Below are 24,618 nucleotides of genomic sequence, written 5' to 3'. Positions count from 1 at the left end.
ATAAAGTGAAATTTTTCTTTCGAATATTTCTATTTTCAATTTGCTGTTTTGTTTAAAAAGATTTAACTTTGGTGTACTTATTAACCCTACCTATAAAGTAGTTTAATACGAAAACCCAAACTAACCTTATTGAGAATCCGTAACTATTATCTGAGATGAGAAGACTCCGTTTATACATGATCCTGCAATGGGTATTCTTTTTGCCCATTATCTTGCCTCTGTGTATAGCCTTTGGTGCGTTACAGGGAGCAATTCAGATGGTTGAGCGCGTAATGCACCAGCTTCTGACCGATGTAGCCCCCTCAGATAATGCTACATCTCTGGAATAAATCCTGACCGAAAGACTTTTGCTGAAGGCAACCTGTTAAGTTTACAGGTTGCCTTCAGCTGTTCTTGGGCATAAAGGTTCAAATAGTGTACCTTTGGAATCATGTTGTTAAGTCCAAGAATCACCGCCCTGCTGCTGGCGGTCCTGATTTCAGCCCTGACCACTGTTTTCCTCGCATTTGTCGAAGGTGTCACCAACAGTATGCTCTTTGTGGCGGGCATATCGTCATTCGGCGTATCGTTTTTCCTGATTCTCTACGCCATCGAAATTCTGGTATACCGGGAGGTCGATAAAATGTATAAAACCATTCATAAGCTTAAGCTCAAGGACTTTACCATTAACCGCAAAACGATTTCCAAAAACAACCATCCGTTTAAAAAACTGAATGATGAGTTCTTTTTCTACGTCGCTAAAAAGCAGAAAGAGATTGAAGAGCTCCGGCGCATTGAGCAGTTCCGGCGGGAGTTTCTGGCCGATGTCTCACATGAGTTAAAGACACCGATCTTCGCCGCTCAGGGATTTATTCATACGCTTCTGGACGGCGCGATTGACGACGAAAAAGTACGTGGTAAGTTCCTCGCAAAAGCCGCCAAAAGTCTCGATGGGCTCGATATCCTGGTCAAGGATCTTGTAGCGTTATCCCAGCTGGAAACCGGCGAGGTAAAGATGCACTTTGAGCGGATTGACCTGCACGAAGTCGTTGGCGAAATATTTGATCAGCTCGAGAAAATCGCCCATAACAAAGGGGTGTCGCTCAAAGTGAAGACCGACAAGCCGAACGGCACCTGGGTTAAAGCCGATCCGCAGCGCATTATGCAGGTGATGACCAACCTGATCGAAAACGCCATTAAATACGGCAATGAAAACGGTAAGGTGCTCGTTTCGCTGGAAGAAGATAAAAAGAACATTCAGGTTTCGGTAAAGGACGACGGTCCGGGAATTCCGCCCGAACACCTGAGCCGCATCTTCGAACGGTTCTACCGCGTTGATAAAAGCCGCTCAAAGGAGCGCGGGGGAACGGGTTTAGGCCTTGCCATTGTTAAGCATATTCTGAATGCCCACAAATCCAGAATTACGGTAATGTCGAAAATAGACAAAGGCACTACCTTCAGCTTCAAGCTGGAAAAAATGGAGTAGGCACCAGCACATACATACAGATTCATTCAGCCCGTCTGTAACCCGGTGCCGGCCGTAAAGGCTGTGACCGGACATCCGTCGGGAGTTATCCGATTTTCATGAAAATCAATTTCGAAGACCTGATCGTTTTTGAGAACGAAGACTATATTGTTATTAACAAACCGCCCTACGTAGCCTCGCTGGACGAACGTACCTCCGACCGGTCGTCGAGTATTCTGCGGCTGGCAAAAGCCTACCATGCCGACGCCCAGCTCGGCCACCGGCTGGATAAGGAAACATCGGGCGTTCTGGCTATTGCCAAACATCCGGAAGCGTACCGCCATCTGGCCATGCAGTTTGAACACCGCGAGGTGACCAAACGCTACCATGCCGTTGTCAACGGTGTACATGATTTCGACAGCATTTCGGTTTTCCTGCCCATCGCGCCGATTAAGGACGGAACCGCCGTCCGGATTGACCGGCAGAAAGGGAAGGTGGCCGAAACGATCTTTAATACCATCAAGGCGTACCGGCAAGCCACACTGGTGGAATGTATTCCGATTACGGGCCGCATGCATCAGATCCGGGTGCACCTGATGTGCCTCAAAGCGCCGATTGTCAGCGACCCGACCTATGGCGGCGAGCCGCTTTTCCTGTCGCAGCTGAAGCGCAATTTCAACCTCAAGAAAGATACCGAGGAATTTCCGCTTATCCAGCGGGTAGCCCTGCATGCCCATTCCCTCACGTTTAATCTCCTGAACGGCGACCGCATGAAAATTGAAGCCCCGTATCCTAAGGATTTTGACGTGCTGGTCAAGCAACTGGAAAAATTTTCATAAACGCCCGGTAGCCCGTCTGGGTTAGTATGGTTGCATCCGTAATGTGGAATGAATACTGTAAAATGAATAGGATTAACTGATGCATTTTCCCTTGTTCATTCTACAGTATTCATTCCGTTAAACTTCTCCCTTAAATATGTTTGTACACACAGTATTTTTCTGGCTTAACAATCCTGAAAATCAGGCAGATCACGACGCCCTGCGGGCCGGACTGGAGACCTTAAAAAGCATAGATGCTATCCATGCTGCCTACATTGGTAAGCCGGCAGAAACCCGCCGCGCGGTGATTGACCACAGCTATGACTTTTCGATCACGTTTATTTTTACGGATAAAGCGGCTCAGGATGTGTACCAGGAACACCCGACGCATAAGAAATTTGTAGCCGACTGTGCACACCTGTGGTCGCGTGTACAAGTATATGATGCGGTTGAATAAGCCGATAAACTGTTATCTTTGTCTGATTCCCACCTGTTTTGCGGGCGATCTGCAATAGAACGATTTACCCTGCCGTTTCTGGATAATAATCGTTATATACTGATATTGCTATCTTTTACAACTGCGATGAACACACGTTGCTTAACAAAATACGTACTCGGGTGTCTGGTCTTTACGCTGCCGGCCACGTCGGTGCTGGCGCAAAAAAAAGCCGGTGAAAAACCACTGAGCACGACAGCGCCGGCCGCTGCCCAATCGGATCCGGTCCGGGCACGGCTCGAAGACGAATCGCAGTTCATGGAAGGCATGAAGTTTCTAATGACTGATGAGCCTTCCAAAGCCATTGCGCAGTTCGAAAAACTGGTTCAGAAATCACCCGACAACGCAGGCGCTCAGTATGCCATGGCGTCGGCGCTGATGAAAACCGGCAAAACGGCAGAAGCTATTCCGTATGCGGCCAAAGCCCACAGCGTCGATAAAACCAATAAATTTTACTCCCTCCTGCTGGCCGAACTGTATGTGAAGCAAAAGCGCTACAGCGATGCCGAGGAGTTGTACGAAAGCCTGCTCAAACAAAGTACCGACAACATGGAATACGGTGTTGAGCTGGCCGCGATCTACCTTTTCGACGATAAACCGGATAAAGCCCTCGACGCCTACAACCGTGTTGAACGCGCGCTGGGCATCAACGAGGAAATAACCCGCCAGAAGCAGCGGATTTATCTGAAGCAGAACAAGATTGATAAGGCCGTTGAAGAAGCCGAAAAGCTCGTAGCCTCAGAGCCGGGTGAACCGGAATACCTGGTAGAAGGCGCGGAACTCCTTATTGCCAACGACCGCAATGACCAGGCCATCGGCTGGCTGGATAAAGCCATTAAGCTGGATCCGGACATGGCACAGGCCCACGTCATGCTTGCCGATATTTACCGGAAAAAAGGCGATATGGCCCGCTGCAAGCAGGAACTGGACCATGTCTTCAATAACCCGAATCTGGAACCCAACCTGAAAGCCCGGATTCTGGCGAGTTATGCCGCCCTGAACGGCGATGATAAGGCAGGGCAGCAGGATGCGCTGAAAATGGCGCAGGATCTGGTAAAAACCCACCCGAATGATGCGAAGTCGCTGATCATGATGGCAGATCTGCTGGCACAGCAAAACAAATTTGCGGAGTCGCGCGATGCCTATGTGAAAGCCGCCAGGCTCGACGAATCATCGTATCAGGTCTGGGAAGCCATTCTACAGCTCGACGGACAGCTCAATCAGGTAGACAGTCTGCTGGTGCATTCAGAAAAAGCGCTGGAGATTTTTCCGACACAGGGGCTGTTCTGGTACTCAAACGGATCGGCGAATCTCTACAAACGAAAATACCAGGCAGCAGTTGATGCGCTGGAAGAAAGCCGGAAGCTGATTTCAGTCACGCAGAACCCTGATCTGGTTAAAGCCATTAACGCACAGCTGGGCGATGCCTACAACGGTGCCGGCGACAACGCTAAATCTGACGAAGCGTATGAACTGGTCCTCAAAACGGACCCGCTGAATGAGCACGTGCTGAATAACTTTGCCTATTTCCTGTCATTACGGAAGGATAAACTGCCGCAGGCCGTGCAGATGTCGCAGAAACTCGTGGATCGTTTCCCGACGAATGCGACCTATCTCGATACGCACGCCTGGGTGCTGTATGTCATGAAGGATTACGCCAAAGCCCGTACCTATCTTGAGAAAGCGGTTACCGGTGATCCGAACGTGAGCGGTACCATTCTGGAGCATTACGGCGATGTGTTGTATCAGTTAGGTGAGCGCGACAAAGCCGTTGAACAGTGGAAAAAAGCCAAACAAAAAGGCGAAGCAAGTAGTAACATTGACAAAAAGATTGCCACCGGAAAATTATATGAATAAAACGCAGATGTATGATTTGGGATGGTTTTCACTCCGTTTCAAGCAGATTATCCGGGGAAGTACCAAATCATACAGTCTCCCGCCCGTCCAGTGGACATGGCTGCTGGCACTGGTGCTGCTGACAGGCAGTGAAGGCTGTCGCCGGCACCGGCTTGACCGCACCGGGTCTTCGGAGCAGACGGCATCCGGTTCACCGGACACAACGCGCCTGAAACCGGTTATGCCGGGCGATTCCAGTGCTGCCGTTACCTCAACATCAGCCAATACTCCCGCAATGCCTCCGGTAACCACGCCGAAAACACCCCGTCCCGGCATTGAAGAGGCACGGGCCAACGTAGCCGAAATCGATTTTGACTATCTGACCGCCAAAGCTAAGGTCTCGTTTAAAAGCAAAGATCAGGATATCGATAATGCAACGGTGAATATCCGGGTAGCCAAAGACAGTCTGGTCTGGATCGCAATTTCCAAAATCGGGGTGGAAGCCGCCCGGGTGCTCGTCACCCGTGATTCGATCACGATTCTGGATAAAATCAACAACGAGTATACGCAGTACGATTTTCCGGGACTGAGCAAACGGTTCAACTTCGACATGAACTTTGAACTGCTCCAGGCCCTGATTGTCGGTAACCTGCCCCTGCCGAAACAACCCGCGCAGAAAATTAAAAACGAACGCGATTACCTGCTCCTGCGTCAGACGGAAGGGAAGGTACTGGTTGAGAATTATATCGGCGAAGAAAACCGGAAGCTGAAGAAACTGATGGTGGTGGAACAGCCGACCAAAAATACGCTCCGGCTCGACTATGCCGATTTTACTGCGCTGAACAACTTTTTATTCCCATATACCAGCCTGATCACCCTCGATTATAAATCGGGCGCTGACGGGCAGTTTTATCAGACCTTGTTGCGGATTCGGCATAGCAAAGTCGAATTGGTAGACAAAAACCCCGGTTTCCCGTTCAGCATTCCGGCCCGCTATACGCGCCGGCCCTGACCGGAACCCTGATTTCAGCTTATGTGTACAGTAACGTGGCAAGCTCATTTCCGGTTTACGTTTTTTCTCCTGACCGGTCTCTCACTGGTGAGCGGGCTGGCCTATGCCCAGCAACCCCGTAACCGGCAGGTACTGGAGAAGGAAAAAAAGCAGAACCTTGAAAAAATCACCGAAATCCGGTCGATTCTGAAACAGACATCGACGGAGAAGCAGGCCACCATGGGCAAGCTCAAAGCCCTGAATCAGCAGATTAAATCGCAGTCCGAGCAGATCAATCTGATGACCGAAGACCTGAAACTGATGGATTCGGAAGTGGTCGATCTACGGAATGCCAGCAATAAACTTAACGAGGAGCTTGGTCAGCTGAAAAAGCAATATGCCGAGATGGTGTATTCGGCCGATAAACGACGCCAGCAGCTTAATCCGCTGGGTTTCCTGTTTTCGTCAGACAATTTCAACCAGCTCGTTGCCCGCTACCGCTACCTGAAACAATACTCCGATGCCCGGCACAGTCAGGTGAAACAAATGGAGCGGGTAAAGGGTATGTTGCAGGAAAAACGGATAGCAACGGAGCAGAAACGTAGCCAGCAAAAAACGACACTGACAGCCAAAGTATCAGAGGGTAAAAAGCTGGAAGGACTTAAAGATGAGCAGAATAAAGTTGTTAAAGAGCTGAGTCAGCGTGAGGTGCAGCTTCGCGACGAACTGGTTGAAAGCCGCCGGGCAGTGACCAACCTCGAAAACATGATTACCCGCATTATTGCGCGGGAAGCGAAAGAGCGTGCAGAACGGGAAGCCCGCGAAAAAGCCGAACGCGAAGCACGGGAACGGGCCGAACGTGAGCGATTAGCCCGTCTGGAAGCCGAACGTAAGGCAGAAGAACGCCGGCGGGCGGAGGACCAGCGTAAAGCCGACGAACAGCGCCGGGCCGAAGCCCTGGCCAATGCCAATAAACCGGCCGATAATCCGGCCGAGCCGAAACCAGCCGAGCCTAAGCCGGCCGAACCAAAACCAGCGGAGCCCAAACCAGAGCCGAAAGCCGAAGCCCCAGTGGTGGTCTCACGCCCTGCCGAAGCACGGGAGAATAACCTGAACGAGGCCGAATATGCCCTGGCCTCCTCGTTTGCCGCTTCTAAAAACCGGCTGCCGTGGCCGGTGCAGCATGGCTTTGTTTCGGATAAATTCGGGGTCAAACCCCACCCTGTCCTGAAAGGTCTGATGGTTGAGAACATGGGCATCGACATTCAGACCAATGCCGGTGAATCCGTTCAGTCGGTCTATGACGGCGTTGTACAGGACGTGGCTTACATGCCTGGCATGAACAACGTCGTGGCTATTCAGCACGGAAACTACATGACGGTCTATGCTAAACTGAAAAGCGTTTCGGTTAAAATCGGTCAGCGGGTTAAGGCACGCGACATGATTGGCAGCGTGGCGACCGGCAAGGATGGTATTACCGAAATCCAGTTCCAGATCTGGAAAAACCTTACCAAAATGAACCCCGAATCGTGGCTTCGTCCACGCTAAGCATACCCCATTAAACTGCAATACCATGTCTGTACACAATCCGGATATAAAGCGGGTAACTACGCACGTTATTCAGGAACTGAAAAATAGAGGAGAAAAAATTACCGCCCTGACCGCCTACGACTTTTCGATGGCCAAAGTGGTCGATGCGGCAGGCGTTGAAATTATTCTGGTCGGCGATTCAGCATCGAATGTGATGGCGGGCCACGAAACGACCTTACCCATCACCCTCGACCAGATGATTTACCACGCCAGTTCAGTGGTACGGGCCGTAAAAAGGGCCCTGGTGGTCGTGGATCTGCCGTTTGGCTCTTATCAGGGCAACTCGTCGGAGGCCCTGCGGTCGGCCATCCGGATCATGAAGGAGTCGGGGGCCCATGCGGTTAAGCTCGAAGGTGGTGTCGAAATTAAAGAGTCTGTCACGCGGATTCTGAGCGCCGGTGTACCGGTAATGGGTCACCTTGGCCTTACCCCGCAATCGATCTATAAATTCGGCACGTATACCGTCCGGGCCAAAGAAGAAGCGGAGGCACGGAAACTAATTGAGGATGCACAGATGTTACAGGAAATCGGATGTTTTAGTGTCGTCCTCGAAAAAATTCCGGCTGCCCTGACAAAACAAGTCTCTCAAAATCTGAATATTCCGACGATTGGTATCGGTGCAGGTCCTGATGCCGACGGTCAGATTCTTGTGTTACACGACTTACTGGGCATTACCAAAGAGTTCAAACCCCGCTTTCTGCGCCGGTACGCCGACCTGAACGGAATCATGAACGAGGCCATCGCGCATTATGTCGACGATGTAAAAACACGCAGCTTCCCGAACGAAAGCGAAGCGTATTAGTATGAAAAAAAGAAAACCTTTTCAGGTCGTCTACGAAGACAATCACCTGCTGGTTGTGAACAAAGAGCCGGGTATTCTGGTGCAGGGCGACCGCACCGGCGATATTACTCTTACCGACATCCTGAGAGATTACATTAAAGAGAAATACAACAAACCCGGCGACGTATTTCTGCATCCTGTTCACCGGCTCGACCGGCCGGTGAGTGGTCTGGTGGTGTTTGCGCGCACGTCAAAGTCGCTGGAGCGCATGACCGAACTCTTCCGGAAACGGCAGATTCAGAAAACGTACTGGGCCGTTGTCCGCCAGAAGCCGCCGCAGAAGTCGGACAAACTGGTAAACTGGCTCGTGAAGGACGAAGCCAAAAACCAGGTTACGGTATACGACTACGAAGCTCCGAATTCGCAGAAAGCCGAATTGAAATACCGGCTGCTGGGTCTGATCAACGAGCACTATCTGCTGGAGGTTGAGCCGATTACAGGCCGTCCGCACCAGATACGGTCGCAGCTGGCCCACATGGGTTGCCCGATTCGCGGCGATATTAAATACGGATATGACCGCGTGGTAGCCGACAAGAAAATATACCTGCATGCCCGCCGGTTGTATTTTACGCATCCGGTGAAAAAAGAGCCGCTGATCTGCAAAGCCGGTCTGCCGGCCGATCCGTTCTGGGAAGAATTCCTCGAACTCGACTCGGAGGACTACAAAGACAAAAACCTGGATTTCATTTATTAACAATCCGGGCCATTCCTGAAGCCGGTGCACGCTGTGTACCGGCTTTTTTTGTCAGGAAATAATAGTATATTTAGTTCATATATATCACTACAATATCGTATGACAACACTGCATCAGCTCATGAACCAATACCGCGCCTATCTAGATCGCGGACTTGGCCCTCAGGACCGCCGTTTCTGGTGGATATTTGGCAGCTCCGTGCTGGTATCCTGCGCTGGTTATTATTTCTACCGTAATTACGTAGAGCCAGCCATCCACCCGAGCCATAGCTTTAACGATCTGATTACCCTGAGTTTTAGCTTACTTCCCGCCTTTATCCTGCGCCGCCTTCAGTACTTTATTCCAATGGTTGGGCTGGCAATCTATACAGAATATTGGTGGCTTTTAATGCTGTATGCCTTTTTACTCTACGACCGGAAAGCCAACCGGCCAGCCTGAAAACTTTTTCAATCGTTCGTAGGGGTCGTCTGCTGCACGGTTGTCATAGCGCTATACAACCTGCATGTGGACTGTTCCCTGTTTTTCCGGATTCATCCAGCCAATTCATCTTTTAAACCTTTTGGGCTGAAAACATATCCAACCGACACGGAACGTTGCTCCACCAATGCAATATCACAAACAACAACACGAACGAATACAGCAGTATGAAACGCGCTATTTTCCTTACTACCTGTCTGGCCCTTCTGGCTTCTTTTTCTGCCTGTAATTTTAACTACATCGACCGCGGCCCTTACGAAGAGGTCATTCAGACGTATGCCCTGACGGGCTTCGATCAGCTGTCGATGGGCAGTGCCTTTAACATTACCGTCCGGCAGGGGTCTGCTTACCGGATTGAGGTACGCGGTAACCGCAACGATGTTAACGATCTGGATGTGTATACGCGAAACGGCAAGTTATATGCGCGCTACCGGTCAGGCAGCAATCACAGCTATACGACCTATTTCACGATCACAATGCCAACCATCAGCGGTGTTGATTTTTCAGGAGCAACCCGGTCAAGTATCAGCGGGTTCGGCGGTCTGCGGAGTTTTGAAGCAATTCTTTCGGGTTATTCCCGCTCCGACATCGACTTGGATGCCGGCAGCGTCCGCGTTGATTTATCGGGTGCGTCAGAAGCAACTTTTTTTGGATCAGGCAATGTATTGGAAGGCGATCTGTCGGGAGCCTCAAGCCTGTATGCCTTTGATTATCCGGTCAATGAGGCAATTCTGGATGTCTCAGGCGCAAGCCGTGCACGGGTAGATGTGGGTAAAAACCTCGATGTAAGTGCATCCGGTGCCAGCAACGTACGCTATCAGGGCAACCCGTCTGTCCGCCAGAACGTATCGGGCGGCAGTTCGGTACAGCGGGATTGACATGCTTTTCCGGCCATATACGACAAGGGTGATATGGTAGGCCCATATCACCCTTGTCGTATATGACCAAAGCTTGTGCCCAAACATCCGTACCTTTGCGCCATGCCGCTTCGCAAAACTATCTCCGAATACGGGTGTATCCGCAATGCCGACGACTTTCCCGGCAACGCTGATTCGGTTTCGGAGGTTTTCCTGCCGGGGCCCGCTTTCCGCCAACTGCGTGAGCTGGCCGGTCAGGACGATGCCGATGCAATCCTCCAGCTGATTTGGCAAAAAGGCCGCGAAACCCTCCGTGTCAAAAATTACGTCGGCCTGCTCGAAACACCGCATGGTGTTCAGCTGGAAATTCTGCCTAAAATAACTGGCGACCAGCCGGAAACAGCCCGCCGGTCGCTGCTCAGGATGCTGCGGCGGCTGGCCAACAGTCCGTTCAGGAGCATTTCCAACGCCCACACCCGCAGCAGTCAGCTGCCGCTGTGGGAGATTTTTATCACAGTGTTTCTGGATGAAACCGAGCGCCTTGTCAGTCAGGGAGTCCAACAAACGTATCTGACCGTTGAGGGCAATGAGCCGTTCTGGAAAGGGAAATTCCTGCCGGGGCAGCACCTGCGCCATAACCTGCACCATGCCGGGCGCGTCGCCATCCGCTACGACAAGCGAACACCTGACACCCCGCCTAACCGCATCCTGAAAACAACCCTGGACCTGCTGCGGCCACGCACCGGCACCCTCCGGAATCAGGCCCGCATCCGGCAACTCCTCCAGGCATTCGACGAGGTATCGCTGTCGGAAAACCTGACAGTCGACTGGCAGCTTGTTCAGACCAATGGCCGGCAGGAGAGCCGCTATGCCACAGCCCTGCGCTGGGCCAAAGCCTTGCTGCAACAGGAGGCCTACGGCGTTCGGGCGGGAACGGCCCTGTCGCTTGCGCTGCTGTTTCCGATGGAACGGATTTTTGAGCAGTACGTCACCCATGGCTTCCGGCACTACTGGCCATCGGGCAGCATCAGTGCCCAGGAAAGCTCGATGCACCTGGTCGACGCCCATGTGGGAACACCTAAGTTTAAACTCCGCCCCGACCTTGTGATCCGGCAGGACACGCAGACAGTCGTGCTCGATACAAAATGGAAACAGGTCAATGGCGCTGACCGGAAAGGTAATTACGGTATTGACACCGGCGACCTTTATCAGCTGTATGCCTATGGCAAAAAATACAGCGCCCGCGACCTGATCTTACTCTATCCTGCCAATGCGAGTTTTCAGGAGCCACTTGATGTCTTCGGCTATGATCCGGACACGCGCCTGCACGTGATTCCATTTGACGTTACGCAGCCCCTCGTGCAGGAAGTAGAAAAGATACATGCCCTGACTTTGTCTTTCCGGACGAAGTGAGTAATATGCAGCTGCCGAAGCAACCGGAACCGCTTCGACCTATTCCGACAACCCACGTTACACATGCCTCTTCTCTTAACCCTGCTTGGTATTTTGGCCTTAGTGGCCCTGATTGCCTTTGTGCATCTGGACACCTTTATCTCATTTGTGCTGGTTTCGCTGGCCATTGGCTTAGCCTCCGGTATGGAGGTAACGGCCGTCGGCAAGTCGATCCAGACCGGTATCGGCGGAACCCTCGGCGATCTGGTATTGATCATTGGTTTCGGCGCCATGCTCGGCCGTCTCGTGGCCGAAAGCGGCGCCGCCCGACGCATTACAGATGTTATGATCGGCTGGTTCGGGATTAAAAACATTCACTGGGGGCTGGCACTGGCTGGTTTCGTCATTGGTATCCCGTTGTTTTACAATGCCGGTTTCATCATCGTTGTCCCGCTTATTTTTACCATCGCAGCCTCATCAAGGCTGCCGTTGCTGACGGTTGCCGTACCGATGTTATCGGCCTTATCAGTGGCACACGGATACCTGCCGCCCCACCCGTCACCGGCCGCTATCGCCGGACAGCTGAACGCCGATATTGGCAAAACGCTGCTTTATGGCCTGATTGTCGCCGTACCCGCTATCATCATCGCCGGCCCGATTTTCGGTAAAACCCTGTCAAAATACAACCCGCATATCGACCGTAGCCTGTTTAATATCAAGGATGTGCCTACGACAGATTTGCCGGGCGCCGGTATCAGTTTCTTTGTCGCTCTGTTGCCCGTAGCGTTGCTGACACTGCTCGGACCACTGAAAACGTACCTTAGCCATCAGGAGCAATCGGCCGGTATGGCTGCGCTGACCAATCTGTTCAAACTCTTGTCAGAACCTTATGTTGGCATGCTGGTGTCGGTGCTGGTTGCTGTTTATTTCCTCGGGCTTCAGCGCGGGCAATCGATGAAAGCCGTGATGAAAGACCTCGAAGAGGCGATTAAGGCCGCCGCCCCGATTCTGCTGGTTATTGCCGGCGCCGGCGCACTGAAACAGGTATTTATGGACAGCGGTACCAGCAAGTACATTGGCAGCCTGCTGACCGATGCCGCCATTCCGCCGCTGTTGCTCGGCTGGGGCATGGCCGCTGTAATCCGCGTATGTGTCGGCTCGGCTACGGTAGCGGGGCTGACCACCGTAGGCATTATTTTACCGCTGTTACAGGCCCAGACCATTCAGCCGGAGCTGATGGTGCTGGCCATCGGATCGGGCAGTCTGATGTTTTCACACATCAACGACGGCGGTTTCTGGTTATTTAAAGAATATTTCAACCTGAGCATCAAAGACACGATTAAAACCTGGTCGGTCATGGAAACCATTGTCTCCATTGTGGGTCTGATCGGCGTGCTGATTCTGGATCTGATTATATAAATTTGATTTACAGGTGCGTATAGATCAGTCATTTACTGGACTATGTAAACCAAACAGGCCTCGTCGGGTTACTTGTATACTACCAATCCGATGAAGTACCTTGAAACGGTCTGTTAAAATCCTGCTTGTTGTGGCAGGGCTGCTGGTTGTGGCCCGTCTGCTGCTACCTTATATTGTCTTACGGTATGTCAATAACCTTCTGGCCGACATGGGTAGCTATACCGGCCATATCGAAGACGTTGATATTTCGCTGATTCAGGGATCATACCAGATCAAGGAACTCCGCATCCGGAAAATAAACGGCAAGCTTCAGGAGCCGTTTATTTACATCCCCAAAAGCGATCTGTCGATTGAGTGGAAATCATTGCTCAAGGGTAAGCTGGTGAGTGAAATCGAATGCTATAGCCCGCAGCTGAACTTTTCCTTCAGTACGAACGAATCTGAACGGCAGACCGGCGCCGAAGTTGACTGGACTAAGGTGGTAAAAGACCTGATGCCGATTCAGATCAACCGCGTTGCCGTAACAGACGGACAGGTTAAGCTGCTGAAGTTGTTCAGTAAGGCAAATACCGATCTGTCGCTTCAAAAGTTTCAGGGCGAAATCCGGAATATCCGCAATGTCGATGAAAAGCCAGGGCGTTTGCCGTCGCCGATATGGGCAACGGGCGATGTACCGGGCTGGGGGGGTACCATGCGCTTCGACGCCAACATGTATGTGCTGAAGCAAACGCCTGATTTCGATTATAATTTGCGCTTCAACGACCTTCAACTCACAGAGCTCAACACGCTGGCGCGCGAATATGCGAAGATCGATTTTGAGCGCGGAACCATCAGCGTCTTCAGCGAAATGGCCATGAACGACGGCAAACTGAAAGGGTATCTGAAACCGTTGACCAAAAATATGCAGGTCTTCAAGCTTAAGGAACACGACGACCGCACCATCGGCAGTTTTTTCCGCGAGCTGCTTGCCGAAGCCGGATCGGAAGTACTGGAAAACCAGCGCAAAGACCAGGTAGCCACCAAAATCCCGCTGCAGGGCGATGTCAGTGATGTTTCCGTTGATATCTGGACAACCATTTTCGGCGTTCTGCGCAATGCCTACATTGAAGCGTTCGAAAAGAAGTTCGACAACGACGTTACGTTTCAGGATGCCGTTCAGACCATAAAAGACGATTTCAAAGCCAAACGCGAAGCCCGGAAAGCCGAACGCAGGGAGAAACGAGAAGCCCGGAAAAAAGCGCGGCAGGAGAAGCGAAAGGATTGACCTGTATTCATACCTAAGCAGAAACCTGTATTTTTGTAAACGTATCAGGTTTTGTATCACTTAGCGCTATACAATAATGTCTGCCATCCGTAACTTTTATACCAAGTATAAGCCATACATTTTCGTCGATGGCTGGTACTACATTTTTATTGTGATCTTCATCATCATTTTGTTTGTTTTTTTCGACTGATCCAGCACCTATAAATCCGTTTATAGGTTACATTTGTCAGTATGAAGCAGTTTCTCACCCTCTTTCTGGGGCTCTACCTGTCTGCCGTCAGCATTTTGCCGACGTCGGTATGGGAAGAGTGTGTAAAACTGCCGCAACTCTGGGAGCATTACGAACTGCACCGTGCAGCCGCACCTGATCTGTCGCTTATTGATTTTCTGAGCCTTCATTACGGCGCAGGCAGCGCGCAGCATCAGAACCAGCACGACCACTCGCAGATTCCGTTCAAAGCCTCTCATCATTGTCTGGGCCTTACCTGGCATATTGCGTTTGCACCGGTCAACTGGCTCCGTCCGTCCCTGCTGGACCGGCTCGTGTTTATCCTGGCACAACGCCCCAATTTTCACTACCACAGCCCGCTCCTGACCGAACGGACCTTCTCCTTCTTCCATCCGCCCAAGCTGTTCGTCCGTTAGGATGTATGGCAAATGATGGCCCTGCTGACGTCACTCAACACTGTTGAGCGATGCAGTACGTCTGTGTATTTCCGGCATACGTCCTCCCCTTTCCGGATACATTATCTACCATCATTTTTTCTTCTCCATGCTCAACAGCATCATCCGTTTTTCTATTCAGAATAAACTGATTATCGGACTGTTTTCTCTGGTACTGCTCATTTGGGGCGGGTGGTCGGCCGCCCGTCTGCCCATTGATGCCGTACCCGACATTACCAATAATCAGGTGCAGGTTATTACACCAAGCCCTTCGCTGGCGGCTCCCGAAATGGAACGGCTCGTTACGTTTCCGATCGAAGTCGGGCTGGCCAACATTCCCGGTCTTATCGAAATCCGGTCATTCTCGCGCTTCGGGCTTTCGCTCGTTACTGTTGTTTTTGAAGACGGGGTCGATGTATACTGGGCACGTCAGCAGATTGCCGAGCGCCTGCAAACCATTGTAACCCAGATTCCGCCCGGCATCGGCACACCGACAATGGCGCCCGTTACAACCGGTCTAGGCGAAATTTACCAGTATACCCTTATCCCGAAAAAAGGCTACGAAAACCGCTACCCGCCCCGTGAGCTCCGGTCCGTTCAGGACTGGATTATCCGGCGGCAGTTGCTGGGAACGCCCGGCGTGGCCGACATCAGCAGCTTTGGCGGGGAACTGAAGCAGTACGAGATCGCCGTTGACCCCGACCGGCTGCGCAGCTTCAACCTGAGCATTACCGACCTGTTTACAGCTCTCGAACAAAATAACCAGAATACCGGCGGGGCCTACATCGACAAGAAGCCGAATGCGTTCTTCATCCGCGCCGACGGGCTGATCGGCAGCGTCGACGACATCGAAAATGTGCTCGTCCGGCAGAATGCCAACGGCACACCGGTTCGTATCCGCGATGTAGCCACCGTACAGATCGGTTCAGCCGTGCGTTACGGGGCCGTCACGCGCAATGGTGACGGCGAGGTTGTCGGCGCCATCGTGATGATGCTGAAAGGGGAAAACTCCTCGGCAGTTATCAAACGTGTAAAAGCGAAAATCGCCGAAATTGAAAAAACGCTGCCGGAGGGCATTCAGCTCGTCCCGTTTCTGGACCGGACAAAAATGGTGGACAGTGCCATCGGTACCGTTACAAAAAACCTGAGCGAAGGGGCGCTGATCGTTATTTTCGTACTCGTCCTGCTCCTTGGCGAATGGCGGGCGGGCGTTGTTGTGGCATCGGTTATTCCGCTGGCGCTCTTGTTTGCCATTGGTATGATGAATGTCTTCGGCGTATCGGGTAACCTCATGAGCCTGGGTGCCATTGACTTCGGCCTTATTGTCGACGGCGCCGTGATTATTGTGGAGGCAACCCTGCATCACCTGATGCTGCGCAACCGCGATAAAACGCTCACACAGGAGCAAATGGACGACGAAGTATTTCATTCGGCGGCCCGCATCCGGAATTCGGCGGCTTTCGGAGAAATCATTATCCTGATCGTATACCTGCCGATTCTGGCCCTGAGCGGTGTCGAAGGCAAAATGTTCACCCCAATGGCGCTGACCGTTGCGTTCGCCATTCTGGGGGCATTTATCCTGTCGCTGACGTATGTACCGATGATGTCGGCCCTGCTGCTCAGTAAGAAAATCGAGCACCGTGAGACCTTTTCCGATAAGCTCATCCGTGCCGTACACCGCCGCTACGAACCGCTGCTGCTGTGGTCGCTGCGCCACCGGCTTATTGTCCTCGGAACGGCTATCCTCTTTCTGGGAGCCAGCGTAGTTGCGTTTATGCAAATGGGCGGCGAATTCCTGCCGACACTGGACGAAGGCGACTTTGCCGTTGATACCCGCGTGCTGACCGGCAGCTCCCTGTCCGAAACCGTCGATGCAACGCTTAAAGCCGAGAAACTGATTCTTAAAAACTTCCCCGAGGTGGAGCAGGTCGTCGGTAAAATCGGGGCGGGCGAAATTCCGACCGATCCGATGGCTATCGAAGCCAGTGACCTCATGGTTATTTTCAAACCCGTCAGTGAATGGACCTCGGCCAGCACACGCGACGAAATGGTGGAGAAAATGGCGGCCGTTGTTTCGCAGATTCCGGGCGTGACCTTCGGTTTTCAGCAACCGGTACAGATGCGGTTCAACGAACTCATGACCGGTTCGCGTCAGGACGTTGGTATCAAAATTTACGGCGACGACCTGAGTGAATTAACGCGTCAGGCCGACAAGGTGGCCAACATCATCAAGACCGTAGACGGTGCTCAGGACCTGTATGTTGAGCAGATAGAAGGCCAGCCGCAAATCCAGATTAAGCTCGACCGTAGCCGGCTGGCTCAGTTCGGGCTTACTGTAAACGACGTAAACCGCACCATCAACACCGCCTTTGCCGGTCAGGCAGCCGGGCTGGTATTTGAGGGCGAACGCCGGTTTGATCTCGTGGTGCGGCTTGCGCCGGAGAAACGACAGAGTATTCAGGATGTAAGTAATTTATACGTTATGACCCCGAAAGGTAACCAAATTCCGCTCTCGCAAATTGCGTCTGTTCAGCTCGTTCAGGCTCCTAACCAGATCCAGCGCGACAATACCCGCCGCCGGATTACACTCGGCTTCAACGTGCGTGGCCGCGATGTGGAGAGTATTATCAAGGAACTTCAGCAGAAGGTAGATACCAAAATCAAATTCCCGCCGGGTTATTCGATTGTCTACGGCGGTCAGTTCCAGAATCTGGTGGAGGCCAAGCAACGACTTTCGATTGCGGTCCCGGCCGCGCTGGCGCTGATTTTCATGCTGTTGTTTTTCACCTTCGGGTCTGTCAAGCAGTCGATTCTGATTTTTACGGCCATTCCGATGGCGGCCATTGGCGGGGTGGCGGCTCTGCTCCTGCGCGGTATGCCGTTCAGCATTTCGGCCGGGGTTGGCTTCATCGCCCTGTTCGGGGTATCGGTGCTCAACGGCATTGTGCTCATCGCCGAATTTAACCGGCTGCGCCACGAAGACGGCCTGACCGACCTGACCGAAATCATCCGCAAAGGCACCGATGTCCGGCTGCGTCCGGTGGTCATGACGGCCCTGGTGGCCTCACTGGGTTTCCTGCCCATGGCGCTTTCCACGTCCGGTGGTGCCGAAGTTCAGAAGCCGTTAGCCACCGTCGTCATTGGCGGGCTTATTACCGCTACCCTGCTGACACTGATTGTTTTACCGGTATTGTACACCTTTTTTGAAGGCGGTCCCGGAAAACTGGCCGGCAAGCAGGTTAAAACCTTGAGTCTGTTCTTAGGCGGACTTCTGTTCACCGGCCTGGTGCAGGCACAGTCACCGGTTCGTACGGTGACGCTCGACCAGGCACTACAGGAGGCTAATGCGCGGAACGGGCAGCTCAAAGTTGCTCAATATCAGGTTAATGCTCAGCAAGCCCTGCGGCGGTCGGCCTATGACATCGGTAAGCTGAATGTCAATGCCATGCTCGGCCAGTACAACAGCCGGAAGTTCGACAATAACATCACGGCGACGCAAACGCTGCCGAACCCAAGGCTCATCCGTGAATCTGTAGCGCTGAACGACGCCACAACGGCACAGCGGCAGCGGCAGGTCAGCGTTACGCAGCACGACCTGCGGTATCAGGTGAAATCGGCCTATTACGAAGTATGGTTCCAGCACGAACGGGAACGGCTGTTCCGCCAGCAGGACTCACTGCTGACCGAATTTGTGCAGGCCGCCGCCGTCCGGTTCCGCACGGGCGAAACCGGCTCGCTGGAAAAGGCCACCGCCGAAAGCCAGCTGGCCGAACAACGCGTGCGACTGGCTCAGACGGAGGCCGCGCTGACTACCGCCCGGACATCGCTCCAGAACCTGCTGTACAGCGCCGAACCGGTTGACGTGCCCGCCCAACGCCTGACCCGGCGTACCCTTACTCTGCCAACCGACACCGCCTCGGTCAATAATCACCCTGTGCTGGCGCTGCTGAAACAACAGATTGAGGTAAATCAGCGGACACGGCAGGTCGAGCAGGCACGGCTGCTGCCCGAATTTCAGCTGGGTATTTTCTCCCAGACGCTGATCGGTACCCAGAATTTCAACGGCAACGAGTTCGTGTATAATGCCGGCCACCGGTTCTTCGGTGGCCAGGTGGGTATTCTGTTCCCGCTGATCAGCCGGCCGCAGAAAGCCCGTGTTGAGTCGGCCCGCATTACCGAGCAGATCGCGCAGACCGAGCTGGAAATACAGCAACGTACTATCCGGAACCAGTATACGCAGGCCGTCCAGCAATACGACCGCTACCAGACCGCCGTGCAGTATTATGAACAAAGCGGTTTGCCCCAGGCCCGGCTCATTGCCGACAATGCCCGCAAAGCCTTCCGCAGCGGCGACATCGGCTACGTTGAATTCTCACTGGCCCTCCAGCAGGCACTCACCATCCGCCAGAATTATCTGGATGTACTTAACCAACTAAACCAGGCTGTCCTGTACCTCGAATTCCTGTCAGGGCTTGACTAATCGCTCCCATGAACCGAATCATTCCCGGTCTTTTACTGACCATGTTCCTATATCAGGCCTGCAACAGCCCGAAAAATGCCGGTGAAGATACACCGGCTAAAACCGACAGTACGGCTACCGCCGAAGCAGGCAACGACGGCTCTGTTGAGGTCACCTTTACGCAGGCTCAATACAACATAGCCGCGATAGAGCTCGGCCAGCCGGAGCGCCGCGACATCAGCAGCACGCTCAAGGTCAACGGCACCATTGATGTACCACCCAATCAGCGGGTAACGGTATCGGTACCCTACGGCGGCTACGTCCGTAACCTGAACCATGATCTGTTGCCGGGCCAGCGTGTCCGGAAGGGGCAGGTACTGGCCGTTCTGGAAAATCCGGAGTTTATCCAGCTCCAGCAGGATTACCTGGAAACCAAAGCCCGACTCGATTATACCGATCAGGAATACCAGCGCCAGCAGGAACTGAGCCGCGAAAATGTCAGCGCCCTCAAAGTATTTCAGCAAACGGCCTCTGAACGGCAGCGGCTCCAGGCACAGCTGGCCGGTCAGGCACAGCGGCTGACGATGCTGCGGATTAATCCGGCCTCGCTGCGGGCAGACAAACTGACGCGTACCATTCCGGTTCCGTCGCCGGTCGACGGCTACATTACGATGGTTAACATCAATCTGGGCAAATTCGTAAATCCGGCCGATGTGCTGGCCGAAATCACTGACATTAGTCATATCCATCTGGCCTTATCTGTTTTTGAGCGTAATATTGACCAGATTCGTGTTGGTCAGCGGCTCCGGTATGCGGTTGGTCAGGAAGGCCGCCCGGTACATCCGGCAACGGTCATTCTGATCGGGAAAGAAATCTCGCCGCAACGTACGATTGAGGTACACGCCCACCCGCAAACGGCGACCCCGTCAATCATCCCGGGAGCCTACGTATCGGCCGAGCTGGACGTTACCAGCCAGTCGGTGTCAGCGCTGCCGGAATCAGCCGTGGTTTCTTTCGGCGGGAAATCGTATGTTTATGTACTGATCAGTAAAGAAAAAGGCCAGTATCAGTTCCGGCAGGTTACGGTTCAGCCCGGTATCGCCGAGAATGGTTACGTAGCGGTCACCCTGCCGGCCGACATTGATCCGCAGAAAACGCCTGTTGTTGTTAAAGGCGCCTACAGCTTACTGTCAAAACTGAATAACCAGGAAGAATAACAGATCATGAGCAGCCATCCGGATACCCATTTACACCACGAAGAGCACCTGCAAAGCTCGGATTTTATCACTGACGTTGTTATCGGCATGTCTGATGGCCTGACCGTGCCGTTTGCCCTGGCAGCCGGCCTGAGCGGGGCCGTTTCGTCGTCTGATCTGGTCGTAACGGCAGGCATCGCCGAGATTGTGGCCGGGTCTATTGCAATGGGATTAGGCGGGTATCTGGCTGGCCGCACCGAAGCCGACCATTACCGGTCAGAGCTGAAACGGGAGTACGATGAAGTAGAGCGCGTACCCGAACGAGAAAAACAGGAAGTCCGTGACGTTTTCGCCGAATACGGCCTGAGTCCGGCATTACAGAACGCGATTGCCGACGAACTGGCAAAAGACAAGAAAAAGTGGGTCGATTTTATGATGCGCTTTGAGCTTGACCTGAGCGAACCGGACCCCAACCGTGCCACAAAAAGCGCACTGACCATCGGCTTGTCGTACGTAGCCGGTGGTTTACTGCCCCTGCTGCCTTACTTTTTTGTCGCAAGCCCGATCGACGGCCTGATGTGGTCGAGTGTGGTGACCCTGATCTGTCTGTTTGTCTTCGGTTATTTCAAGAGCAAAATCACCGGTCAGCCGCCGGTTTCCGGGGCGTTCAAAGTGATGCTGATCGGCGCGGCAGCGGCGGCGGCGGCCTTTAGCATTGCGAAATATACCGTTTAGTAAAAAGTTTATAATCAGGGGCTTGCAATTTCATTTACAGTAACATAGCTTGGCCTAAAATAACCGCCCAAGCCATGAAGCCTCAGTGCAATACACCACCACCTCTGAGCGACCGGGAAAAGCATTTCCTGCGGTTGGCCTGTAGTGACCTGACCTACTCTGAAATTGCTGACCGCATGTGTGTCAGCCCACGTACCGTTGATGGATACCGGGAAAGTTTATTTGGTAAGTTTGCTGTAAAAAGCAGGGTAACGATGGCCTTAACTGCCGTCCGGATGGGGTTTGTGACGCTCTGATCCGGCGGGGTACCGGCTACGGTTGCCCCGTGCGTTTCATCCATCTCTAAACCACTTGACCCTGTGATTAATTACCGGCAGGAGCAGGATATAGCTATCGTCGCATGGCACATGACCTCCGCTCCGATGAACGTCTTAAATGACGAATCAATACCGCAATTTGAAGCTGCTCTTGAGCGGGCTATCGCCGACCCGGCCGTTAAAGGGATCATTGTTACATCGGATAAACCCGAATTTGTTGTCGGGGCCGATCTGAAAATGATCCTGCGCGCCAACGGCAAAGACCCCGCTGAGATGCTTAAGGTCTCGACAGAACTAAACCGGGTTTTCCGCCGGATCGAAACATGTGGCAAAGCCGTCGTTGCCGCCATCAACGGCACCGCCCTGGGCGGAGGCTATGAAATCTGCCTGGCCTGCCACCACCGCATCGCTCTAAATCTACCTAAAACAGTGCTGGGACTCGTTGAGGTAACGATCGGTCTTCTGCCCGGAGCCGGCGGTACCCAACGATTACCCCGCATGATCGGTATGCAGGCGGCGCTGCAACTGATGCTGGAAGGCAAAAAGGCGGGTGTCCCGGAAGCCAAAGCCCTTGGTCTGATCGACGACATAGCACAGTCGCGGGAAGAGCTCCTCCAGAAAGCCAAAGACTGGATAAACGCCAACCCGGCACCCGTTAAACCCTGGGACACCATTGACCGGAAAACGGGTAAAATCATCGGCAAAGACAATTTTGCTGTTCCGGGCGGCAATGTCCAGAGCCCGGCCGGTGTCCAGGTGTTCAGCGCCGGTACGGCCATGATTATGGACAAAACGAAGGGCAACTACCCCGCCCCACTGGCTATTCTGTCGTGCGTCTATGAAGGTCTTCAGGTAAATATCGACCGCGCCTTACTGATCGAAGGCCGGTATTTTGTGCAGGTGGCAACCTCCGCCGTGGCCAAAAGCCTCATTCAAACCATGTTTCTGGGGATGAATGAAGCCAACAAAGGTGCCGGCCGCCCGAAAGACATTCCGAAAACAGACGTAAAAAAACTAGGCATTTTAGGGGCCGGACTCATGGGTGCCGGCATCGCCTATGTATCGGCGCAGGCCGGTATTGAGGTAGTTCTGAAAGATGTATCCGTCGAACAGGCCGAAAAAGGGAAAGACTACTCCCGTACCTTGCTGCAAAAAAGCGTTGAACGCGGTAAGCTGACGCCTGTCAAAGCGGAGGAGACGCTCCGGCTCATTACACCAACCGATCAGCCAGCGGACCTTGCGGGCTGCGACCTGATCATTGAAGCCGTTTTTGAGAACCGCGACCTGAAAGCACAGGTCACCGCCGAAGCCGAGCCGATGCTGGCCCCCGACGGCCTCCGCGTCTTCGGCTCCAACACCTCTACCCTGCCCATAACCGGACTGGCCGCCGCCTCGGCCCGGCCCGAAAACTTCATCGGCATTCACTTCTTTTCGCCGGTCGACAAAATGGCGCTGGTCGAGCTGATTGTCGGGCAGCAAACGTCGGATTATGCCCTGGCCGTAGCGATGGACTTTACCCGCAAAATCCGGAAAACCCCGATTGTTGTCAATGACGCCCGCGGGTTCTATACCTCGCGTTGTTTCGGGACCTATGCTTCCGAGGGCATGGAATTGCTCAGAGACGGCGTTTCGCCCATCCTGATCGAACATGCGGGCAAGGACGCCGGTATGCCGGTCGGGCCATTGGCCGTTACGGATGAAGTAGCGATTGATCTGGTGTATAAAATTGCCGCGCAGGGCATTCAGGATGGGGCACTCGATGAGTCAGACACCAGCTATCAGGTCGGCAGGCAGTTTGTTGCGCTCGGCCGGTCAGGGAAAAAAGCAAAAGCCGGCTTTTATGATTACCCTGCCGATAGCCCGAAAGTGCTTTGGCCAGGCCTGAGCGACCTATTCCCGGCAGCGGCTCAGCAACCGGTTATCGACGAAGTGAAAAAGCGGCTGCTTTACCGGCAGGCCATCGAAGCCGTACGTTGTCACGAAGAAGGGATCATCCGTACAAAACTTGATGCTGACCTTGGCTCGGTTCTGGGCTGGGGCTTTCCGGCCTATACCGGCGGTGCCTTGTCGTTTGTTGATTTTGTTGGTCCGGAAACGTTTGTGCGCGAATGTGACCGGCTGGCTGATACCTACGGCGAACGCTTCAGACCAACAGACGGATTACGAAGCCGGGTACGCTGAGTTTTATGCAGGCTGATGCGCTTTACTGCTCCACATACATCGATTCTACCGGATTAACCGGTATACAACGCAAAAGCGCGGCAATTGCCGCGCTTTTGCGTTATCAAACAAGTCTTTCTAGTAGCGGCCACCACCGATGTCGAAGCCAAGTTTCACACCGACATAACCATTAGAACTTTTAGCTGTCTGCCCCGTTGTCAAACTGATTTTAGTTGACGGAACATAGTTATATTCAACGCCCATGTTAAAATGACCGGCTTTGAAACCGGCACGGCCCATCAGACCAAGCTTACGTGCCCCCTCTACGGTATAATCGGTAGGCGTCGTTGCCATGTTATCTTTGTATTCAAAACTTGTTCCACCAACTGCATATAAGCCGGCGCCAATCCCGACATACGGGCGGAAGTTTGTTGTAGTCAGCAGATACGTTCCGGTCAGTACATACGATCCTGCTGCTTTTATTTGGCCGCTGGTTACATCGCCGTTGACCATAACAGCTTTTGCCATTAAGGCAATTTCAGCACGCAGGCCAATATCAATCTGGTCGTTCAGACCATACTTTGGTTCTGTCGATACCAGCAGCCCCCCACCGGCTCCGGCTCCCGTCGGCCGGGCATACCCTACTGACAGGTTCCACTTAAACGGTTTAAAATCCTGTGCCGATGCGGATGAAATGGCAGCACAAGTCAGCAATAAAGCAAATAGCTTTTTCATAGTAATGTTAATCGTTGTGTGTAGTTCAGTGCGCAAGTTAGACGATCCCGTTCACATAAAACACCCCTACCCTGGCGGTATTTTATCTACTTTTTCTTCTATTTAATATAGTATCTGTACTTCAGAGCATTATCATCATCCTGTAAACAGACAATTTTCGGTTACCTGTACCGCACCGTTGCAGAAGCTCAGGAAAAGACGGCTGCGCGCTGCACCGGTTAAATCGTTTATCTT

General features: G+C 52.9%; 21 protein-coding genes. 20 read left to right on the top strand and 1 reads right to left on the bottom strand.

The window, feature by feature from the left end:
• Positions 1 to 155: 155 nt before the first annotated feature.
• The 20 genes from AC23NW_RS06505 to AC23NW_RS06410 all read left to right on the top strand — a co-directional run bounded on the left by AC23NW_RS06505 (position 156) and on the right by AC23NW_RS06410 (position 23,670).
• Complete coding sequence (locus AC23NW_RS06505; protein ID WP_293833890.1) at positions 156 to 329, top strand: hypothetical protein; 174 nt, start codon at positions 156 to 158, stop codon at positions 327 to 329.
• Between the two features lie 101 nt (positions 330 to 430).
• The gene (locus AC23NW_RS06500) at positions 431 to 1,465 is read left to right on the top strand and encodes a sensor histidine kinase (RefSeq protein ID WP_293833888.1); all 1,035 of its coding nucleotides are present in this window, start codon (positions 431 to 433) and stop codon (positions 1,463 to 1,465) included.
• A 98-nt stretch (positions 1,466 to 1,563) separates the two neighbouring features.
• Positions 1,564 to 2,283, top strand: coding sequence for an RluA family pseudouridine synthase (locus AC23NW_RS06495; protein WP_293833887.1), 720 nt, complete (start codon positions 1,564 to 1,566; stop codon positions 2,281 to 2,283).
• Positions 2,284 to 2,419: 136 nt separating this feature from the next.
• Positions 2,420 to 2,719, top strand: coding sequence for a Dabb family protein (locus AC23NW_RS06490; RefSeq protein ID WP_487448456.1), 300 nt, complete (start codon positions 2,420 to 2,422; stop codon positions 2,717 to 2,719).
• Between the two features lie 126 nt (positions 2,720 to 2,845).
• Positions 2,846 to 4,615, top strand: a complete 1,770-nt coding sequence (locus AC23NW_RS06485; RefSeq protein ID WP_293833883.1) for a tetratricopeptide repeat protein — start codon at positions 2,846 to 2,848, stop codon at positions 4,613 to 4,615.
• The gene (gene lolB1 / locus AC23NW_RS06480) at positions 4,608 to 5,606 is read left to right on the top strand and encodes a lipoprotein insertase outer membrane protein LolB1 (RefSeq protein ID WP_487448453.1); all 999 of its coding nucleotides are present in this window, start codon (positions 4,608 to 4,610) and stop codon (positions 5,604 to 5,606) included. The genes AC23NW_RS06485 and lolB1 overlap by 8 nt, the downstream gene beginning before the upstream one ends.
• 21 nt (positions 5,607 to 5,627) lie before the next feature.
• Complete coding sequence (locus AC23NW_RS06475) at positions 5,628 to 7,133, top strand: murein hydrolase activator EnvC family protein (RefSeq protein ID WP_487448451.1); 1,506 nt, start codon at positions 5,628 to 5,630, stop codon at positions 7,131 to 7,133.
• 25 nt (positions 7,134 to 7,158) lie between these two features.
• Positions 7,159 to 7,977, top strand: coding sequence for a 3-methyl-2-oxobutanoate hydroxymethyltransferase (gene panB / locus AC23NW_RS06470; protein WP_293833877.1), 819 nt, complete (start codon positions 7,159 to 7,161; stop codon positions 7,975 to 7,977).
• Between the two features lies 1 nt (position 7,978).
• Positions 7,979 to 8,710: an RluA family pseudouridine synthase gene (locus tag AC23NW_RS06465; RefSeq protein WP_293833875.1), complete on the top strand. Its 732-nt coding sequence runs from the start codon at positions 7,979 to 7,981 to the stop codon at positions 8,708 to 8,710.
• A 99-nt stretch (positions 8,711 to 8,809) separates the two neighbouring features.
• On the top strand, positions 8,810 to 9,148 hold the full coding sequence (locus AC23NW_RS06460; protein WP_487448449.1) for a hypothetical protein: 339 nt from the start codon (positions 8,810 to 8,812) through the stop codon (positions 9,146 to 9,148).
• A 206-nt stretch (positions 9,149 to 9,354) separates the two neighbouring features.
• Positions 9,355 to 10,065, top strand: a complete 711-nt coding sequence (locus tag AC23NW_RS06455; RefSeq protein WP_487448448.1) for a head GIN domain-containing protein — start codon at positions 9,355 to 9,357, stop codon at positions 10,063 to 10,065.
• Between the two features lie 102 nt (positions 10,066 to 10,167).
• On the top strand, positions 10,168 to 11,457 hold the full coding sequence (locus AC23NW_RS06450; RefSeq protein ID WP_487448447.1) for an McrC family protein: 1,290 nt from the start codon (positions 10,168 to 10,170) through the stop codon (positions 11,455 to 11,457).
• 63 nt (positions 11,458 to 11,520) lie between these two features.
• A complete protein-coding gene (locus tag AC23NW_RS06445; protein ID WP_487448446.1) occupies positions 11,521 to 12,855 on the top strand; it encodes a gluconate:H+ symporter in 1,335 nt (444 codons plus the stop codon).
• 100 nt (positions 12,856 to 12,955) lie between these two features.
• Entirely contained in the window at positions 12,956 to 14,119 is a 1,164-nt protein-coding gene (locus tag AC23NW_RS06440) for a DUF748 domain-containing protein (protein ID WP_293833863.1), read from the top strand.
• A 231-nt stretch (positions 14,120 to 14,350) separates the two neighbouring features.
• The gene (locus AC23NW_RS06435) at positions 14,351 to 14,764 is read left to right on the top strand and encodes a hypothetical protein (RefSeq protein WP_487448445.1); all 414 of its coding nucleotides are present in this window, start codon (positions 14,351 to 14,353) and stop codon (positions 14,762 to 14,764) included.
• Positions 14,765 to 14,891: 127 nt separating this feature from the next.
• The gene (locus tag AC23NW_RS06430) at positions 14,892 to 19,262 is read left to right on the top strand and encodes a CusA/CzcA family heavy metal efflux RND transporter (protein ID WP_487448444.1); all 4,371 of its coding nucleotides are present in this window, start codon (positions 14,892 to 14,894) and stop codon (positions 19,260 to 19,262) included.
• A gap of 8 nt (positions 19,263 to 19,270) precedes the next feature.
• Entirely contained in the window at positions 19,271 to 20,458 is a 1,188-nt protein-coding gene (locus AC23NW_RS06425) for an efflux RND transporter periplasmic adaptor subunit (protein WP_487448442.1), read from the top strand.
• A gap of 6 nt (positions 20,459 to 20,464) precedes the next feature.
• Positions 20,465 to 21,172 carry a VIT1/CCC1 transporter family protein gene (locus AC23NW_RS06420; RefSeq protein WP_487448441.1) on the top strand — a complete coding sequence of 236 codons (708 nt, stop codon included), beginning with the start codon at positions 20,465 to 20,467 and terminating at the stop codon, positions 21,170 to 21,172.
• A 74-nt stretch (positions 21,173 to 21,246) separates the two neighbouring features.
• Positions 21,247 to 21,468 carry a response regulator transcription factor gene (locus AC23NW_RS06415; protein ID WP_293833855.1) on the top strand — a complete coding sequence of 74 codons (222 nt, stop codon included), beginning with the start codon at positions 21,247 to 21,249 and terminating at the stop codon, positions 21,466 to 21,468.
• A 63-nt stretch (positions 21,469 to 21,531) separates the two neighbouring features.
• Entirely contained in the window at positions 21,532 to 23,670 is a 2,139-nt protein-coding gene (locus AC23NW_RS06410; protein ID WP_487448439.1) for a 3-hydroxyacyl-CoA dehydrogenase NAD-binding domain-containing protein, read from the top strand.
• A 117-nt stretch (positions 23,671 to 23,787) separates the two neighbouring features.
• On the opposite strand, the gene AC23NW_RS06405 is transcribed toward AC23NW_RS06410, so the two are convergent.
• The gene (locus AC23NW_RS06405; protein ID WP_293833852.1) at positions 23,788 to 24,384 is read right to left on the bottom strand and encodes an outer membrane beta-barrel protein; all 597 of its coding nucleotides are present in this window, start codon (positions 24,382 to 24,384) and stop codon (positions 23,788 to 23,790) included.
• Positions 24,385 to 24,618 lie beyond the last annotated feature (234 nt).

It is taken from the genome of Arsenicibacter sp. R0_47 (assembly GCF_057652235.1).
Note: the sequence above shows the minus strand (reverse complement) of the source record. Positions and strands in the feature narration are given on the sequence as shown.

Excerpts from the sequence above, each read along its gene's own strand:
- AC23NW_RS06505 (WP_293833890.1), top strand. The coding sequence starts at position 156 with ATGAGAAGACTCCGTTTATACATGATCCTGCAATGGGTATTCTTTTTG.
- AC23NW_RS06500 (WP_293833888.1), top strand. The coding sequence starts at position 431 with ATGTTGTTAAGTCCAAGAATCACCGCCCTGCTGCTGGCGGTCCTGATT.
- AC23NW_RS06495 (WP_293833887.1), top strand. The coding sequence starts at position 1,564 with ATGAAAATCAATTTCGAAGACCTGATCGTTTTTGAGAACGAAGACTAT.
- AC23NW_RS06490 (WP_487448456.1), top strand. The coding sequence starts at position 2,420 with ATGTTTGTACACACAGTATTTTTCTGGCTTAACAATCCTGAAAATCAG.
- AC23NW_RS06485 (WP_293833883.1), top strand. The coding sequence starts at position 2,846 with ATGAACACACGTTGCTTAACAAAATACGTACTCGGGTGTCTGGTCTTT.
- lolB1 (WP_487448453.1), top strand. The coding sequence starts at position 4,608 with ATGAATAAAACGCAGATGTATGATTTGGGATGGTTTTCACTCCGTTTC.
- AC23NW_RS06475 (WP_487448451.1), top strand. The coding sequence starts at position 5,628 with ATGTGTACAGTAACGTGGCAAGCTCATTTCCGGTTTACGTTTTTTCTC.
- panB (WP_293833877.1), top strand. The coding sequence starts at position 7,159 with ATGTCTGTACACAATCCGGATATAAAGCGGGTAACTACGCACGTTATT.
- AC23NW_RS06465 (WP_293833875.1), top strand. The coding sequence starts at position 7,979 with ATGAAAAAAAGAAAACCTTTTCAGGTCGTCTACGAAGACAATCACCTG.
- AC23NW_RS06460 (WP_487448449.1), top strand. The coding sequence starts at position 8,810 with ATGACAACACTGCATCAGCTCATGAACCAATACCGCGCCTATCTAGAT.
- AC23NW_RS06455 (WP_487448448.1), top strand. The coding sequence starts at position 9,355 with ATGAAACGCGCTATTTTCCTTACTACCTGTCTGGCCCTTCTGGCTTCT.
- AC23NW_RS06450 (WP_487448447.1), top strand. The coding sequence starts at position 10,168 with ATGCCGCTTCGCAAAACTATCTCCGAATACGGGTGTATCCGCAATGCC.
- AC23NW_RS06445 (WP_487448446.1), top strand. The coding sequence starts at position 11,521 with ATGCCTCTTCTCTTAACCCTGCTTGGTATTTTGGCCTTAGTGGCCCTG.
- AC23NW_RS06435 (WP_487448445.1), top strand. The coding sequence starts at position 14,351 with ATGAAGCAGTTTCTCACCCTCTTTCTGGGGCTCTACCTGTCTGCCGTC.
- AC23NW_RS06430 (WP_487448444.1), top strand. The coding sequence starts at position 14,892 with ATGCTCAACAGCATCATCCGTTTTTCTATTCAGAATAAACTGATTATC.
- AC23NW_RS06425 (WP_487448442.1), top strand. The coding sequence starts at position 19,271 with ATGAACCGAATCATTCCCGGTCTTTTACTGACCATGTTCCTATATCAG.
- AC23NW_RS06420 (WP_487448441.1), top strand. The coding sequence starts at position 20,465 with ATGAGCAGCCATCCGGATACCCATTTACACCACGAAGAGCACCTGCAA.
- AC23NW_RS06415 (WP_293833855.1), top strand. The coding sequence starts at position 21,247 with ATGAAGCCTCAGTGCAATACACCACCACCTCTGAGCGACCGGGAAAAG.
- AC23NW_RS06405 (WP_293833852.1), bottom strand. The coding sequence starts at position 24,384 with ATGAAAAAGCTATTTGCTTTATTGCTGACTTGTGCTGCCATTTCATCC.